General features: G+C 63.6%; 14 protein-coding genes. 7 read left to right on the plus strand and 7 right to left on the minus strand.

Translation table 11 applies throughout. From position 1 onward, the window contains the following. Positions 1-99: 99 nt before the first annotated feature. Positions 100-639 (plus strand): thioesterase family protein, encoded by a 540-nt coding sequence (locus tag ACT6Q8_RS04545; RefSeq protein ID WP_444734122.1) that lies wholly within the window; start codon positions 100-102, stop codon positions 637-639. A 217-nt stretch (positions 640-856) separates the two neighbouring features. On the opposite strand, the gene ACT6Q8_RS04550 is transcribed toward ACT6Q8_RS04545, so the two are convergent. Continuing rightward, a complete protein-coding gene (locus tag ACT6Q8_RS04550) occupies positions 857-2,989 on the minus strand; it encodes a prolyl oligopeptidase family serine peptidase (RefSeq protein WP_444734123.1) in 2,133 nt (710 codons plus the stop codon). Positions 2,990-3,116: 127 nt separating this feature from the next. Further along, the gene (locus tag ACT6Q8_RS04555; RefSeq protein ID WP_054167400.1) at positions 3,117-3,872 is read right to left on the minus strand and encodes an AraC family transcriptional regulator; all 756 of its coding nucleotides are present in this window, start codon (positions 3,870-3,872) and stop codon (positions 3,117-3,119) included. Between the two features lie 115 nt (positions 3,873-3,987). Here ACT6Q8_RS04555 and ACT6Q8_RS04560 point away from each other — a divergent pair, with 115 nt between their 5' ends. Further along, positions 3,988-5,250: an MFS transporter gene (locus ACT6Q8_RS04560; protein WP_156344520.1), complete on the plus strand. Its 1,263-nt coding sequence runs from the start codon at positions 3,988-3,990 to the stop codon at positions 5,248-5,250. On the opposite strand, the gene ACT6Q8_RS04565 is transcribed toward ACT6Q8_RS04560, so the two are convergent. Further along, on the minus strand, positions 5,234-6,316 hold the full coding sequence (locus tag ACT6Q8_RS04565) for an anhydro-N-acetylmuramic acid kinase (RefSeq protein ID WP_444734124.1): 1,083 nt from the start codon (positions 6,314-6,316) through the stop codon (positions 5,234-5,236). The genes ACT6Q8_RS04560 and ACT6Q8_RS04565 overlap by 17 nt on opposite strands. An 83-nt stretch (positions 6,317-6,399) precedes the next feature. Here ACT6Q8_RS04565 and tyrS point away from each other — a divergent pair, with 83 nt between their 5' ends. From tyrS to ACT6Q8_RS04580, 3 genes are all read left to right on the plus strand, one after another. Continuing rightward, positions 6,400-7,671 carry a tyrosine--tRNA ligase gene (gene tyrS, locus ACT6Q8_RS04570; protein WP_444739347.1) on the plus strand — a complete coding sequence of 424 codons (1,272 nt, stop codon included), beginning with the start codon at positions 6,400-6,402 and terminating at the stop codon, positions 7,669-7,671. 376 nt (positions 7,672-8,047) lie between these two features. Next, a complete protein-coding gene (locus tag ACT6Q8_RS04575) occupies positions 8,048-8,632 on the plus strand; it encodes a hypothetical protein (protein WP_082372172.1) in 585 nt (194 codons plus the stop codon). Between the two features lie 61 nt (positions 8,633-8,693). Then, entirely contained in the window at positions 8,694-11,018 is a 2,325-nt protein-coding gene (locus ACT6Q8_RS04580) for an ATP-dependent helicase (RefSeq protein WP_444734568.1), read from the plus strand. Between the two features lie 9 nt (positions 11,019-11,027). Here ACT6Q8_RS04580 and ACT6Q8_RS04585 read toward each other — a convergent pair whose 3' ends face one another. Beyond that, the gene (locus ACT6Q8_RS04585; RefSeq protein ID WP_444734567.1) at positions 11,028-11,987 is read right to left on the minus strand and encodes an alpha/beta hydrolase; all 960 of its coding nucleotides are present in this window, start codon (positions 11,985-11,987) and stop codon (positions 11,028-11,030) included. 157 nt (positions 11,988-12,144) lie between these two features. On the opposite strand from ACT6Q8_RS04585, the gene ACT6Q8_RS04590 reads away from it, so the two are divergent. Next, a complete protein-coding gene (locus ACT6Q8_RS04590) occupies positions 12,145-12,558 on the plus strand; it encodes a hemerythrin domain-containing protein (protein ID WP_444734566.1) in 414 nt (137 codons plus the stop codon). A gap of 42 nt (positions 12,559-12,600) precedes the next feature. Beyond that, positions 12,601-12,951: an ArsC family reductase gene (locus ACT6Q8_RS04595; protein WP_054167407.1), complete on the plus strand. Its 351-nt coding sequence runs from the start codon at positions 12,601-12,603 to the stop codon at positions 12,949-12,951. Between the two features lies 1 nt (position 12,952). Here ACT6Q8_RS04595 and ACT6Q8_RS04600 read toward each other — a convergent pair whose 3' ends face one another. The 3 genes from ACT6Q8_RS04600 to ACT6Q8_RS04610 form a co-directional block, all read right to left on the minus strand. Beyond that, positions 12,953-13,768 carry a hypothetical protein gene (locus ACT6Q8_RS04600; protein ID WP_444734565.1) on the minus strand — a complete coding sequence of 272 codons (816 nt, stop codon included), beginning with the start codon at positions 13,766-13,768 and terminating at the stop codon, positions 12,953-12,955. A gap of 89 nt (positions 13,769-13,857) precedes the next feature. After that, positions 13,858-14,616: an ABC transporter ATP-binding protein gene (locus ACT6Q8_RS04605; protein WP_444734564.1), complete on the minus strand. Its 759-nt coding sequence runs from the start codon at positions 14,614-14,616 to the stop codon at positions 13,858-13,860. Further along, positions 14,613-15,371, minus strand: coding sequence for an ABC transporter permease (locus ACT6Q8_RS04610; RefSeq protein WP_054167410.1), 759 nt, complete (start codon positions 15,369-15,371; stop codon positions 14,613-14,615). The genes ACT6Q8_RS04605 and ACT6Q8_RS04610 overlap by 4 nt, the downstream gene beginning before the upstream one ends. Positions 15,372-15,483 lie beyond the last annotated feature (112 nt).

The following is a 15,483-nucleotide window of genomic DNA, read 5'->3' on the forward strand; positions in this document are numbered from 1 at the left end:
TTTCTTGCCGGACCTCAACCCCTATCATCCTTGCCCAAAACAAAGGGCGGTGCCAAAAGGGCGCCGCCCTTTGTATTTTCCGCTGTTCCGGTGCTGTCGATGAATTTGATCTTCCGTCTGCTTCGCGTCGTGCTGGCCGCCCTTTTGTCGGGCCGGCGGCTGGAGCCGTTGGGGACATCGCTGCTGGGCTTCCGTGTCTGGTTGAACGATATCGACACGAACCTGCATATGAATAATGGCCGGTACTTCACCATCGCCGATCTGGGCCGCGTCGATCTGATGATCCGTACCGGCATGTTGAAAATGCTGATGGCGCGCAAATGGGCGCCGGTGCTGGGCGGGGCCATGATCCGGTTCCGGCGGGAGTTGAAGCCGTTTCAGCCCTACCGCCTGAAAACCCGCGTCCTGTGCTGGGAAGGCAAGTGGATCTATCTGGAACATGTGTTCGAGGCGATGGACGGCCATCTGGCGGCGGTGATCGTCGTGAAGGGCGTGTTCCTTGAACGTGGCCGGTCCATCGATACGTCGGTGTTGATGCACCATATGGGCATTGACCTGGAAAGTCCGCCCATGCCCGACGATATCCGCGCCTGGCAGGAGGCGCAGCAGGCGGCCAGCGACCGGGCGAAGGAGGGGTGAGGCTCTCGGGCTGTTGCTCCCTCACCCTCCCAAGCCTTGGCAGGCTTGGGCCCCTCCCTCTCCCGCACGCGGGCGAGGGGCGTAAACAATGAGATTTGCCCCTCGCCCACGTCAGTGGGAGAGGGAGGGGCCCGTTGGCGTCGGCCAATGGCAGGGTGAGGGAGCAACATAAAAAAAGGGGAGCCGAAGCCCCCCTTTCTCTGATCCGCCGTAACCGTTAACGATCAATCAGCTTCTGCGTCAGGTACACGACCTGCAACGCCGTGACCTCGGCCCGCTGTTTCAGGTTGGCCGCCGCCGAATGGCCGCCTTCCATGTTTTCATAATACATGACCTTGTGGCCCTGGCTTTCCAGCTTGGCCACGAACTTGCGCGCATGGCCGGGATGGACGCGGTCATCCTTGGTGGAGGTGTAGACGAAGGCCTCCGGGTATTTCACACCCTTGCGCACATTCTGGTACGGGCTGTATTTGGCGATCCAGGCGCGTTCATCGGCCTTTTCCGGGTCGCCATATTCACCCATCCAGGAGGCCCCGGCCAGCATGGTGTGGTAGCGCATCATGTCCAGCAGGGGGACCGCCACGATGACGGCGCCGAACAGGTCCGGACGCTGGGTCATGGTGACTCCGGTCAGCAGGCCGCCATTGGACCCGCCCTGGATGCCCAGGCGGGCCGGCTTGGTCACCTTGGTCTTGATCAGGTCTTCGGCCACGGCCTGGAAGTCGTCATAGGCGCGCTGACGGTTTTCCTTCAGCGCCGCCTGATGCCAGCGGGGACCAAATTCGCCACCACCCCGGATATTGGCGACGACATAGGCCCCGCCCTGTTCCAGCCAGGCCTTCCCGAACACCGACATATAGGCCGGGGTCATCGAAATCTCGAACCCGCCATAGCCATAGAGCAGGGTCGGATTGTCGCCATTCAGCTTCATGTCCTTCTTATGGACGATGAAATAGGGCACGCGCGTGCCGTCCTTGGACACGGCAAAGCGCTGTTCAGCGGTCAGGTTGGCGGCATCGAAGCGGGCAGGCAGAGACTTGATGGCCTGCGGCGTACCGCCATTTTCCATGATGTACAGCGTGTCGGGCTGCAGGAAATTGGTGTAGTTGACCAGCACATCGGTGCTGCTGCCATCGGTCGAGACGATGTTCAGGCTGCCATTGGCGGGCAGGGCGATATCGGCCTGGGTCCAGCCGGATGCCCCCTTGCGCGTGGCGACCAGACGGCCCACGACATTGTCCAGCAGATCCAGATAGATCGCATCCTTGGCGATACCCACGCCCTGGATGGCCGCCGTCTCACCGGGAGAATAGATCACATCGACCTTTTCCACCTTGCCTGCCGCCGCCTGGGCCAGCGGCACCGCGATCAGGTCACCCTTCTTCAAGGACTTGCCCGCAACGGCCCAATCCTCACGCAGGGCCACGATCAGGTCGCCATTCATGACGCCCTTCATATCGACACCCAGCGGCAGGGCCAGCTTCACGACCTTGCCTTCGGGCGTCAGCTGGAACCATTCCTCGGTGAAGAAGTCGGGCCCGCGCTGCAACAGGATGGTGCTGCCTTCGGGACGGTGGATGCCCCAGGGGCGCGCCCAGACATCCTTGACACCAACCTCCAGCACGACCGGCGCGGCGGCCAGATCGGTCCCGCGCTTCCACAGGCGCACCTGACGGGCATAGCCGCTGTCGGTCATGGTGCCGGCGCCGAAATCGGTGGCGACCAGCAGCGTGTCCTTGTCCATCCAATCCAAAGTCTGTTTGGATTCAACGGTCTGGAACCCGTCCTTCACAAAGGACTTTGCTGTGACATCGAATTCGCGAACCACGACGGCGTCCTTGCCGCCATCGGACAGATAGACCAGGCAGCGGCTGGCATCGGCGCCAAAGCAGTTATGGCCCTTATAGACCCAGTTCTTGCCCTCATCCGCCGACAGCTTGTCGATATCCAGGATCGTGTCCCAGGCGGTGTCGGCGGCCTTGTAGCTGTCCAGGGTGGCGCGGCGCCAGATGCCGCGCACATGCGTCTGATCCTGCCAGAAATTATCGACCTTGCCGCCCTCCAGGCTGCCATAGGCGATGCGGTCCTTGGCGGTCAGGACCTTTTCGGCCTCTGCCCGGATGGTCTCGAAGCGCGGGTCATTCTTCAGGCGGGCGAAACTTTTCTCATTATGCTCCTTGCCCCAGTCCAGCGCCTTCTGGCCCTCCACCTCTTCCAGCCAGAAGAACGGGTCCTGCTTGGCCTGGGCCTCGGCAAAGGGATGGCCCGCCGGCGCATCGGCCGCCAGGGTGGGGGTCGCCGAAAGGGCGATAAGGGCTGCCGCCGTCATCAACGCGCTCCGTACTGACATTATCCGCGTATCCTTTGTTGCCTCCGATGGCCGTCCGAAGCCAACGGTTCTTATGGCTTCCTGCGTATCATCGCGGCGTGGTTGGGGTAAGCGGGTGATACAAAGCTGAAACAAATCGGGTTAGCTGTCAGGGTAGGTACCGGCTGGGCGACATGCCGGTGACCCGCTTGAACATGGTGGAGAAATTGCCCGGCCCTTCATAGCCCAGGTCGAGTGCCACCGACGTCACCGTCTCCCCCGCTGCCAGCCGGGGCAATGCTGCCGAGATGCAGGCCTGCTGCCGCCATTCGGCGAAGCTCATGCCGGTTTCAGCGCGGAACAGGCGGGTGAAGCTGCGCCGGTTCATGGACAGGGCGTCGGCCCAATCATCGATGGTTGCCGTCGCCTGCGGCTGCCCCAGAAAGGCGTGGCAGTGGCGGGCCAGCCCGGCATGGGCGGGAAACGGCACCGCCAGCGGCAGCAGCGGCGCCCGGTCGATCTCTGCCAGCAGCAGTTTCATCACCAGCCCGTCGCGCCCCGTTTCGTCATAGTCCGGGGGGATGTCGGCGGACGCCACCATCAATTGCCGCAGCAGGGGAGACACAGCCACCACCTGACAGGATGACCCGCGCGCCGTGCACTGGTCCGGCTCGATCAGCAGGCTGCGGGTCTGCACCGCGCCCACCATGCGTACGGCATGCGGGGTGCCGCCGGGGATCCAGACGGCCCGCTCCGGCGGGGCCACCCAGGCGCCATGCGGGGTGCTGACCGCCATCACCCCGCTGGCGGCATAAAGGAACTGGCTGCGGCGATGCTGATGCTCCGCCAGCTCAAAGGCCGGCGGATAATGCTCCCCACGGGCCACGGCGGGCCGCCGTGCCAGGATGTTCTGGTCTGTGTGCATTGCATGCGCTCTGTCCCAGTTTCAGAAATTATTGTCTCACGCAACGAAGCGGGATCAAAGCCAATCCCCTAAAGTGACGGGATAGAAGTCAGCTTCCGATCAGAACAGCGTTTGAGTGAGCATCATCGTGACCCTTCAGACGGCCAGCCTTGCCGATACGCAGTCGGCCCCGGAACCGATCGCCGCTACCCCGGCGGCCCCGCAATTCGTTGTCCGTATCGTAGGCGCGGTGGCTGTCGCCCATCTGCTGAACGATCTGATCCAGGCGGTACTGCCCGCCATCTATCCCATGCTGAAGGCGCATTACACGCTGAGCTTCGGGCAAATCGGCTGGCTGGCCATGACGTATCAGTTCACGGCCTCGCTGTTGCAGCCCTGGATCGGGCTTTACACAGACAAGCATCCCAAGCCCTGGCTGCTGCCCATGGGCATGGGGGTGACCTTGGCAGGCGTTATCTTTCTGGCTTTGTCGGGCAGCTATCCCATGCTGATCATGTCGTCGGTGATCATCGGCATCGGGTCCGCCACCTTCCATCCGGAGGCGTCACGGGTGGCGCGCATGGCGTCGGGCGGGCGGTTTGGCACCGCACAGTCGGCGTTTCAGGTGGGGGGCAATACCGGATCGGCCATCGGTCCGCTGGTGGCCTCTGCCGTGATCCTGCCCTTTGGTCAGACGTCCATCGGCTGGGTCGCCATCGCGGCGGTTGCGGCCATCTGGGTGCTGTTCGGCGTCACGCGTTGGCGGCTGCATCACCCGCAGGCCAGGGTGGCCGTGGCGGGGCTGGCGCCTGCCTTCCGCCATGACCGGGGCACGATCATCCGGGCGCTGGCGGTGATCGGCGTGCTGATGTTTGCCAAGTTCATCTATATCGGCGCCATCACCAATTACTTCACCTTCTACCTGATCGAACGGTTCGGCCTGTCGGTGCAGCAGTCGCAGCTGTACCTGTTCTGCTTCCTGGCCGCCGTGGCGGCGGGCACCTTTGCCGGCGGGCCGGTGGGGGACCGGATCGGGCGCAAGGCGGTGATCTGGGTCTCCTTCCTGGGCGTGGCACCCTTCGCCCTGTTGCTGCCGCATGCCGACCTGTTCTGGACGGCGGTGCTGGCCATCACCATCGGCTTGATCATGTCGTCGGCCTTTGCCGCCCTGGTCGTCTATGCGCAGGAGATTGTGCCCGGCCGGGTCGGGCTGGTGTCCGGCCTGATGTTCGGGTTGATGTTCGGGATCAGCGGCATCGGGGCGGCGGCCCTGGGCAATCTGGCCGATATCCACGGCATCACCTGGGTCTACCAGTTCTGTGCCTATCTGCCGCTGCTGGGTTTTGTCACGGCGCTGCTGCCGGCGTCACCGGAACGGCGGGTCAGGGCCGGGGGCTGAACCGCCCGCCCGTCATCGGTTCCGGCACGCCCGTGGTGCCGGGCAGCGACAGGGGCAGGCCCAGGCGCGAGCGGACCGCCAGATAGGCAAATGCTTCGGCCTCCAACGCATCGCCGTTCCAGCCCTGGCCATCCACGGGCGCCACGGGCACCCCGTCCAGCCGGTCGGCCAGCATCCACATCAAGGTCTCGTTCCGCCGCCCGCCGCCGCAGATCAGCCAACGCTTGGGCTTTGCCGGCACATGGTCCAGGGCGCGGATGATGGTTTCGGCGGTGAAGGCCGTCAGGGTGGCCGCCGCGTCCTCCGTCGACAGGTTGGACATGGCTGCCTTGGCCCAGGCGTCGCGGTCCAGCGATTTTGGCGGCTTTGCTGCGAAATAGGGATGGTTCAGCAGCCGGGCCAGCATGTCATCATCGACATGGCCCGCGCCGGCAATGCGCCCGCCATCATCGTAGGGCTCCCCGGTGCGCGACAAAACCAAATCGTCGATCAGGGCATTGCCCGGCCCGGTATCAAAGGCCACCACATCCAGCGGTCCTTCGCCCAACCAGGTGATGTTGGCGACGCCACCGATATTCAGGATGGCCAGGGGGCGGTCCATGTCACTGGCCAGCGCCTGATGATAGAGCGGGACCAGCGGCGCACCCTGGCCGCCGGCCTTCACATCGGCTGTGCGGAAATCATGGACTACATCGATGCCCGTGGCGGTCGCCAGCCGGGCGCCGTCCCCGATCTGCCAGGTGTGGCGGCGGTCGGGCGCGTGCAGGATGGTGTGGCCGTGAAAGCCGATCAGATCCACAGCCGCCGGCTCAACCTCCTGCACGCGCAGCAGGCTTGCCACCGCTTCGGCATGCAGGTCGGTCAGTTCCTCTTCCACGCCCTGTACATCGCCCACACCGCCCAGGATGGCGCGCAGCCGGTCGCGGAAGGCACGGCGGTAGGGGGTGAAGATGAAGCCCAGAGGCTCCACAAAGCCATGGCCATCGGTGCGGACAAGGGCGGCGTCGATGCCGTCCATGGAGGTGCCGCTCATCAAGCCGACGGTCAGGAAACGCTGCAATGCCATCACGCACCATGCTCTGGATTTCTAGATGTGCTACCACGCCCTTGGCCATTGGGGCCATTCTCGAACATCAAGGTCTATGAAAGATGAGCACCACCACCGTTCCCGCGAACATCAAGTCCGAATTCCTGCGCGTGATGGTGGAGCGTGGTTATTATCATCAGGCCACCGATCTTGAGGCGCTGGACAAGCAATTGTCAGACGGGATCGTCACCGGCTATATCGGTTTCGACGCGACTGCGACGAGCCTGCATGTCGGCTCGCTGATCCAGATCATGATCCTGCGGCGGTTGCAGCAGGCGGGTCATCGCCCCATCGCCCTGATGGGGGGCGGCACCACCAAGATCGGCGACCCGACCTTCAAGGATGAGGCGCGCCCGCTGCTGACTAATGAGGTCATCGACCAGAATATCCAGGGCATCCTGAAGCCGTTCAACCGGCTGATCAAATTCGGCGACGGGCCGACAGATGCCCTGCTGGCCAACAATGCCGACTGGCTGGACGAACTGCGCTACATCCCGTTCCTGCGCGATGTGGGCCGGCATTTCACCATCAACCGCATGCTGACCTTTGACAGCGTGAAGCTCCGCCTTGACCGTGAACAGCCGCTGACCTTCCTTGAATTCAACTACATGATCCTGCAGGCCTATGATTTCGTGGAGCTGCAGCGCCGCTTCGGCTGCACGTTGCAGTGCGGCGGGTCGGACCAGTGGGGCAACATCGTCAATGGTGTCGAGCTGGGTCGCCGCATCGCCAATACGCAGCTGTTCGGCCTGACCTCGCCGCTGCTGACCACCGCGTCGGGTGCCAAGATGGGCAAGACGGCGGCGGGTGCCGTCTGGCTGAATGAGGATCGCCTGTCCCACCTGGATTTCTGGCAATTCTGGCGCAACACCGAAGATGCTGATGTGGGTCGCTTCCTGAAGCTGTTCACCGATCTGCCCTTGTCGGAAATCGCGCGGCTGGAGGCGTTGGCAGGCGCGGAGATCAACGAGGCCAAGAAGATCCTGGCCACGGAAGTCACCGCCCTGGTGCGCGGTCGCGACGCGGCGGAACAGGCCGCCGAAACCGCGCGGCGCACGTTTGAGGAAGGGGCGGCCGCCGAGGGTTTGCCCACCATCGAGGTCGCATCGGCCGCCCTGGCCGACGGTGCCTATCTGGCCGACCTGATGGTGCAGGCCGGTCTGTCGGCCAGCAAGGGCGAGGCCCGCCGTCTGATCAAGGGCAATGGCGTGAAGGTCAATGATGGGGCCGTGTCGGACGAGGCGTACAAGCTGTTCGCTTCTCATGTCGGCGATGATGGTGTCATCAAGCTGTCCGCCGGCAAGAAGCGCCACGCGCTGGTGAAACTGGTGTGACCTTGTCTGGTCTTTCTGGTCAAACGGGAAGATTTGTCTTATAATCGGGAGAAGGTGGGACGGTGCTGCTAACACCGGCCCACCCTCCTTATGCCCGGTGGATCGTGATGGTGACGTGGATGACACGCCGCCGCCAGATCGTGAACCGGAGCAACAGGATAAAGGGCATCTTTCTCATGCCTCTTTACCTCCGTTGACGGCGGTCCGGCTAATTCCGGGCCGCCGTTTTCGTTATGTCATGGTTTTTTCTGACTATTTAAGATAAAATACATAGACTTATAATCGCATTGGCGGTGTCTCGCCCCACCCGTGCCCCTTGCCTTGCCGACCCTCTTTGCGCGATCATCCTTCCTGCTGATAAAACCAGGAGGGGAAGTTGAAGTATCACCCGGAGGCGTTGGAGCCGATTGTCGCCTTCCTGCGCGATATCGGGTTCGGCGTGGAATTCGGTCCCGGCGCGCAGGGCGGCTTTCTGCCGGGGGTGAATATCCGTGCCGGCGTGATCCATGTGGACCCCGACACCCTGGTGGCACCCGGTGACTTGCTGCATGAGGCGGGGCATATGGCGGTGCTGCCCAAACGGTTCCGTTCCGGACTGGGTAGTGATCTGGATGCCGATATGCATCGGTTGATTGAGCAGGAGGCGGGGCCGGGCATTCCCGACGATCCGATTCTGGGTGTTCCCAAGCAGCAGGGGGAGTTCATGGCCCAGGCCTGGTCCTATGCCGCCGCCCTGCATATCGGCGTGACGCCGGACTGCATCTTCTTTCCCGGTTCCCACAAAGTGGATGTTTATGAGGGCCAGCATCCGATGCGGACCTGGATCGAAAGCGGCACCCATTACGGGCCGGCGGCTCTGGCGCGGGTCGGCATGACCGGCCCGGCGGGGGTGTTCGCCATGATGGGGGCCGGCAACGGCCTACCCCCCTATCCGGTGATGTCGCGCTGGGTACAGGATTGAGAAAAAAGGGCCGGTCGGACCCTTTGTCAGGGCGGAGAATTCTGTATATGTTCTCCCCACCATGATTGACGATCTGATCGACGAGCCGTTTCCGGCGCACCCGCCCGCCCCCGCGCACCGCCCCTATCTAGACGGGTTGAACCCGGTCCAGCGGCAGGCGGTGGAGGCGCTTGACGGGCCTGTCCTGGTCCTGGCCGGAGCCGGCACGGGCAAGACGCGGGTGCTGACCACGCGGCTGGCGCATCTGCTGCTGTCGCGGCGGATCAGCCCGTGGAACGTGCTGACGGTGACCTTCACCAACAAGGCCGCGCGGGAGATGCGCGACCGCGTCGATAACCTGCTGGGCAGCCAGTCGGAGGGCTGGTGGATGGGCACGTTCCATTCGCTGGCCGCCCGCATCCTGCGCCGCCATGCCGAACTGATCGGATTGAAGCCCAGCTTCACCATCCTGGACACCGACGATCAGATCCGTCTGGTGAAACAGTTGATGGAAGCCGAGAATATCGACGCCAAGAAATGGCCGGCGCGGATGTTGCTGTCGATCATTGAACGGTGGAAGGACCGGGCCCTGACCCCGGACAAGCTGAAGCCCGAGGATGCCGGCGATGCCGCCAATGGCCGCATCCTGTCCATCTACAAGCAGTATCAGGACCGCCTCCTGTCCCTGAACTGCTGCGATTTCGGCGATCTGCTGCTGCACAATATCACGCTGTTCCAGCAGCATAATGATGTGCTGATCGAGTATCAGCGGCGGTTCAAATATATCCTGGTGGACGAGTATCAGGATACCAATGTGGCGCAGTATCTGTGGCTGCGCCTGCTGGCCCAGTCGCACAAGAATATCTGCTGCGTGGGCGATGATGACCAGTCGATCTATGGCTGGCGCGGGGCGGAGGTGGGGAACATCCTGCGGTTCGAGCATGATTTCCCCGGCGCCCAGGTCATCCGCCTGGAACAGAATTACCGGTCCACCGCCCATATCCTGGGGGCGGCCCATGGCATCATCGCCAATAATCAGGGCCGCCTGGGCAAGCAGCTCTGGACCGAGACGGAGGGCGGGGAGAAGGTGCGCGTACGCGGCCTTTGGGACGCGGAGGAGGAGGCGCGCTGGGTCGGCGACGAGGTGGAGGCGTTGCAGCGCCAACGCGTCAGCCTGGGCCAGATGGCCGTCCTGGTCCGCGCCGGCTTTCAGACGCGTGAGTTCGAGGAACGGTTCATCACGCTGGGCCTGCCGTACCGGGTTATCGGCGGTCCGCGCTTCTACGAACGCCAGGAAATCCGCGATGCCCTGGCTTATCTGCGCGTGCTGATCAGCCCGGAGGATGATCTGGCGTTTGAGCGCATCATCAACACGCCCAAGCGCGGCATCGGGGCGACGACCATCCAGAGCCTTTATGTCGCCGCGCGCACGCTGGGTGTGCCGCTGACGGAGGCCGCGTGGAAACTGTCGCAGACGGATGAGTTGAAACCCAAGATGCGCAGCGCCATCTCCGGCCTGTCGCAGGATTTCTTCCGCTGGCGCGCCCTGATCGACCGTGTGCCGCATACTGAACTAGCCCAGACCATCCTGGATGAAAGCGGCTATACCCGCATGTGGCAGGAGGATAAGAGCCCGGAAGCCCCTGGCCGCCTGGACAACCTGAAGGAACTGATCAATGCCATGGGAGAGTTCGAGAACCTGACCGGGTTCCTGGAACATGTCTCTCTGGTCATGGAAAACGCGCAAGGGTCGGGCGACGAGCAGGTGTCACTGATGACCTTGCACGGAGCCAAAGGCCTGGAGTTCGACGTGGTTTTCCTGCCGGGATGGGAGGAGGGGGTGTTCCCCAGCCAGCGTACCCTGGATGAAAACGGCATCGCGGGGCTGGAGGAGGAGCGGCGGCTGGCCTATGTCGGCATCACGCGCGGGCGCAAACGCGTCTATATCAGCCACGCCGCCAACCGCCGTATCCATGGCACCTGGGCTACAGCCATCCCGTCACGCTTTGTCGAGGAGCTGCCGGGCGAGCATATCGAGACGGAGAATAATCCCGGTATTGGTGGCGCTGGCTTCGGCGGCAGCGTGCGGGAAAGTGCCTATGGCGGCGGGTTCGGGGGCGGCTGGGGCGGTGGTGGCTTTGGCGACCGGTTCAACCGCATGGGCCAGAAGGCAGCCCAGGCCCCGGCGCGCGCTGGGGGGCGTTTGATCGAGGGGACGGCCATTGACGTGACCCCGCGCAAGCGGCCCGACCGCGCCTTCAACCCTGGCGACCGCGTATTTCACACCAAATTCGGCTATGGCACAGTAAAGGCTGTGGAGAATGACAAGCTGGAGATCAGCTTCGATGTCGCCGGCGTTAAAAAGGTGATGGACAGTTTCGTGGTGCCGGCGGACAAGGCGGGCTGAAGGGGTGTATTATCCCCGCCCATACCATTCCAGGAACAGTTCCGGCCAACGGCGCAGCGGATTGTCGGCGGCGATGCGGGCGCCGTGGCCGAAACCATGGCCGCCGCGTGGATAGATATGCATCTCTGCCTCCACCCCCGCCTTGCGGCAGGCGGCATTGAACAGCAGGCTGTTCTCCACCGGCACGGCATTGTCATCGGCGGCGTGCAGTTGGAAGGTGGGCGGTGTGCGGCCCGTAACGGCGCGGTCGGCGGAATAACGGTCAATCTCGTCCGCCGACGGGTTGGGCCCCAGCAGCCGGTCGCGCGATCCCGTATGGGCGCTGTCCCCCATGTCAATCACGGGATAGATCAGGGCCAGCCTGGCGGGCCGGGCCGACAGCTTGTCCGCCGCATCAACCGGATCATAGACCGCTTCGTCAAAACGCGTGCCCAGGCTGGCCGCCACATGCCCGCCGGCGGAAAAGCCCATGATTCCGACCGTTTCAGGGTTGATCGCCCATGCCCTGGCGCGATGGCGGATCAGGCGGATGGCGCGCTGTGCGTCCTGCAATGCCACCATCGGCCCATGCTGCGGCGCCTCTCCCGGCAATCGATAGGTCAGGATGAAAATGGTGATGCCGGCAGCAGTCAGGATGGGCGCCAATTCCCCGCCTTCCTTGTCCACCACCACCCGCTGATAGCCGCCGCCCGGTGTGATCATCAGGGCGCGGCCATCGGGTTTGGCGGGGCGGTGGATGGTCAGGTAGGGACGGGTGATCCCCTCCATATAGCGGTCGGGTTTGGACGGGTCCTGGCTGCGCTCCACCAGCCGTTGCTGCAACGGCACGCCCTTTGACCCTGGCCCTACGCCGCCCGGCCAGATTTCAACGGTCTCCACGCCGGGGGCTGCCACGGTGAGGGTGGGCGACGCCATCATCCCCGCCAGCACCGCCGATCCGCGTAGCCAGTCGCGCCGTGACACCGCCATGTCCATCCCCCAAAGACTCTTCTTATGGTAACCGGTAGACAATGATGCCTGTGCAGGCCGCGTCATTCAAGTGCCACCGCGACACCCCGCCACATGGATGCAGGCTGTCGCAGCAATTAACATGCATATTAAATACATCTTTATGGAGTTGCCCATCATGCGCCGGATCGTCCCCCAACTGAAACATGACCATGCTGAACTGAAAGCCGTGCTGGAGGAGGTGCGGCGGCAAGGCATTGGGACGACCGGCGGTCGGCAGACGCTGCTGGCGGCAAGGGCGCTGTTTGTGGACCATATCCGGCGAGAGGATGAGGAATTCTACCCCGATTACCGCCGTCTGGCCCGGCAGGACCCCTTGCGTGCCGCCACGGCGGACCAGTTCAGCCAGGAGATGGTGGCGCTGGGCGGCCAGATCCTGGCTTTCTTCGACAAATACAAGGATGGTGGCTCGGGTATCGAATTCGCGGTGGATTTCGGCCGGATGTCGGCGCTGCTTCAGTCGCGCTGGCACAAGGAGGAGGCGATCCTTTATGCACGGTATGAGGAGATGGCGATGCGTTCGGCCGCCTGATCTGCTACACCCGCGCCATCATCGATGAAACGGAGCGGACCCATGTCGGGCGGCGTCACCCTGTACGGTATCAAGAACTGCGACACGATGAAGAAGGCCTGGACCTGGCTGGACGATAAAGGCGTCGCCTATCAGTTCCACGACTACAAGAAAGCCGGTATCGACCGCGATACACTGACCGGCTGGGTCGACAAACTGGGTTGGGAGGTTCTGCTGAACCGGGCCGGTACCACTTTCAAGAAGCTGCCGGACGCGGCCAAGGCCGATATCGACCGCGACCGCGCCATCGCCCTGATGCTGGAACAGCCATCCATGATCAAGCGGCCGGTCCTTGACCGGGCCGGCCATCTGACAGTCGGTTTCAAGCCGGAGATTTACGGCACGCTGTTCTGAGTTACCCGAAATATCCCGTATCGACATCGGCGATCAGGCCGATCAGACCGACATCCAGGATTTGATCGTGGAAGGTCTGCAGGCTGTAGGTGGCGATATCACCCTGATGGTCGGTAACGGTCACTACCTTGGTGTCCAGATCGACCACCACGGTGCTGTCCACGGCCACGCCGTCGGCGGTGGTGCCTTCCACGCTGAAGGTCTGGGTGTCGCCGTCGCGGGTCAGTGAATAATCCAGGGTGCCGGCGTCGCCATCGGCCTGGACCAGCGTGTAGCTGCCCGTAAGCCCGTCCAGGCCGTTGGTCTGCACCAAGGTCACATGGTCGCCATCGGCCTCCACCCGGTCGGTGGTGCGGGTGCCGTCTTCCAGGCTGACAATGGTGGTCGTAGTGCCGTGGCTGTCGGTCTGTACCGTCTGCACAATGTTATCATCGACATGGGTGACGGTGCGGGTCGCAGTGGTGATGGTGCCATCGGTGGCGGTGCGCGTGCTGGTGGTCGTCACGCTGTCATCATCGTGGCTGCGCACCACGACAAGGCTGGAGCCATCCTCGAACGTTACCGTCGTCGTGCTGCCGCTGTCGCTGCGCACGGTTTCGCTGCTGTCGATACCGGGACGTTCCGCGGGTGCCGGATCGCCGGCGGATTGATCGGCCAGCAGGTCCAGAAAATTGAGATGCACGACGCCCTCGGCCAGGGGCTGATGCAAGCCGACATGGCCCAGCGCGATATGCTGGGCTGTGGTCTGGCTGTTATCGCCGGACGGGGCGGGGCGGTTGGCAGAAGCAGTGCCGACAGGGGCGGGTCGGAACGCCATAGGAACCTCCGGGAAGGGATGAGGGGCAACACCGGTTCGCCGGCATCATCCCTTTCACGGATGTTAAGTGACTTGCTGTCGCGTAGTTTTTAGATGCCTTCGCCATCCACGACTGTGCCCGACAGCCGACCGCGAATGGCGTTCGCGGTGTGACGCGCGGTGGCGTCATCGCGCTGGCGCGGGCGGGGGGCGGCAATCTGGTCGGTGGAGCGCACGCCCGCCGGGCTGCCGGCCAGCAGGATGACGCGGTCGGCCAGATAGACCGCCTCGTCAATATCGTGGGTGACGAACAGGATGGTCTTGCCCGTCCGCTGCCACAGGTCCACCAGTTCATCCTGCAAACCCTGACGGGTGATGGCGTCCAGCGCACCGAACGGTTCATCCATCATCAGCAGGTCGGGATCGACGGCCAGGGCGCGGGCGATGGCCACGCGCTGCCGCTGCCCACCCGACAATTGATGCGGCCAGCGGTCGGCCTTGTCGGACAGGCCCACCAGTTCCAGCGCGCCCTGCGCGCGGCGGCGGCGGGCTTGTTTGTCCAGGCCCAACCCCTCCAGCCCGAATTCCACATTCTTCACCACCCGTCGCCAGGGCAGCAGGCGCGCATCCTGAAACACCAGGGCATAGGGGCGGCGGCCCGGCGTTTCGGGATTGTCGCGGGTCACGGTGCCCGATGTCGGCTTTACCAGACCGGCGATGACCCGCAGCAGGGTGGATTTACCCACGCCCGAGGCACCCACCACCGCGATAAACTCCCCATCGGCAATGTCGAGATGGAAATCCTTCAGGACGATGGTGCGGCCACGGTCGCTGTCGAAGGAGAGCGTCAGGTCCTTGATCGAAATCATGCTTTCCACGCCAGCAAACGGTCACGAAGAGCCACGAAGCCCGCATCCACCACGCCATAGAGCAGGGCCATGGTGATCATGTAGACTACGACGATATCGGTGGCCAGCAGCGACGATGCCTGCATCATGCGCTGACCCAGGCCGGCCACGCCGAACAGTTCGGCGGCCACCACGGCCATCCAGGCCTGGCCCAGGCCGGTGCGCAGCCCCGCCATGATCGGCTGCACCGAGGCGGGCAGGATCACCTTGAACAGCCGTGCCAGGGGGGAGCGGTGGCCGAAGGCATTGGCCAGTTCGATCAAATCGCGGTCCACGGCCTGCACCGCGCTGAGGGCCGAGAAGTAATTGATCCAGAACACGCCGACGATGATGATGAAATTCGCCGCCGTCGGTGACACGCCGAACCAAATGATGGCGAACGGCACCCAGGCCAGACCCGGAATGGGTCGCAGCAGGCGGACGATCCAGTTGGTCATATCCTCCAGCGTGCGCGACATGCCCGTCGCCACACCCAGCGCCACGCCCAGGGCCGAGCCCAGAACCAGACCGGATACATAGTGCCGCAGACTTTGCAGCACCGCCTCACCCCATGCACCCGACGACACCTCCTGCCAGAAACTGGCCGGGATACCGCTGGGGGCCGGCAGCAGCATGGATTTCACCAGCCCCAGGCGGGGCAGGGCCTCCCATACGGCGAAGAACAGGACGACGCCAAGCAGCGACAGGGACAGGCGAAGGGCGCGGGGGCGGGCCATCTGGTTTGACCGGTGATTTAAACGGTTGCGGCGGTAAGGCCGCCGTAGAATTCCACACAAATGGATAGCGGGCGGCAAGGCTGTTTTACGCAACCGTGCCGCCCGGAAGGTG

The organism is Niveispirillum sp. (genome assembly GCF_052437035.1).
Classification (GTDB): Bacteria; Pseudomonadota; Alphaproteobacteria; order Azospirillales; family Azospirillaceae; genus Niveispirillum.

Excerpts from the sequence above, each read along its gene's own strand:
- ACT6Q8_RS04545 (WP_444734122.1), top strand. The coding sequence starts at position 100 with ATGAATTTGATCTTCCGTCTGCTTCGCGTCGTGCTGGCCGCCCTTTTG.
- ACT6Q8_RS04550 (WP_444734123.1), bottom strand. The coding sequence starts at position 2,989 with ATGTCAGTACGGAGCGCGTTGATGACGGCGGCAGCCCTTATCGCCCTT.
- ACT6Q8_RS04555 (WP_054167400.1), bottom strand. The coding sequence starts at position 3,872 with ATGCACACAGACCAGAACATCCTGGCACGGCGGCCCGCCGTGGCCCGT.
- ACT6Q8_RS04565 (WP_444734124.1), bottom strand. The coding sequence starts at position 6,316 with ATGGCATTGCAGCGTTTCCTGACCGTCGGCTTGATGAGCGGCACCTCC.
- tyrS (WP_444739347.1), top strand. The coding sequence starts at position 6,400 with ATGAGCACCACCACCGTTCCCGCGAACATCAAGTCCGAATTCCTGCGC.
- ACT6Q8_RS04580 (WP_444734568.1), top strand. The coding sequence starts at position 8,694 with ATGATTGACGATCTGATCGACGAGCCGTTTCCGGCGCACCCGCCCGCC.
- ACT6Q8_RS04585 (WP_444734567.1), bottom strand. The coding sequence starts at position 11,987 with ATGGCGGTGTCACGGCGCGACTGGCTACGCGGATCGGCGGTGCTGGCG.
- ACT6Q8_RS04590 (WP_444734566.1), top strand. The coding sequence starts at position 12,145 with ATGCGCCGGATCGTCCCCCAACTGAAACATGACCATGCTGAACTGAAA.
- ACT6Q8_RS04595 (WP_054167407.1), top strand. The coding sequence starts at position 12,601 with ATGTCGGGCGGCGTCACCCTGTACGGTATCAAGAACTGCGACACGATG.
- ACT6Q8_RS04600 (WP_444734565.1), bottom strand. The coding sequence starts at position 13,768 with ATGGCGTTCCGACCCGCCCCTGTCGGCACTGCTTCTGCCAACCGCCCC.
- ACT6Q8_RS04605 (WP_444734564.1), bottom strand. The coding sequence starts at position 14,616 with ATGATTTCGATCAAGGACCTGACGCTCTCCTTCGACAGCGACCGTGGC.
- ACT6Q8_RS04610 (WP_054167410.1), bottom strand. The coding sequence starts at position 15,371 with ATGGCCCGCCCCCGCGCCCTTCGCCTGTCCCTGTCGCTGCTTGGCGTC.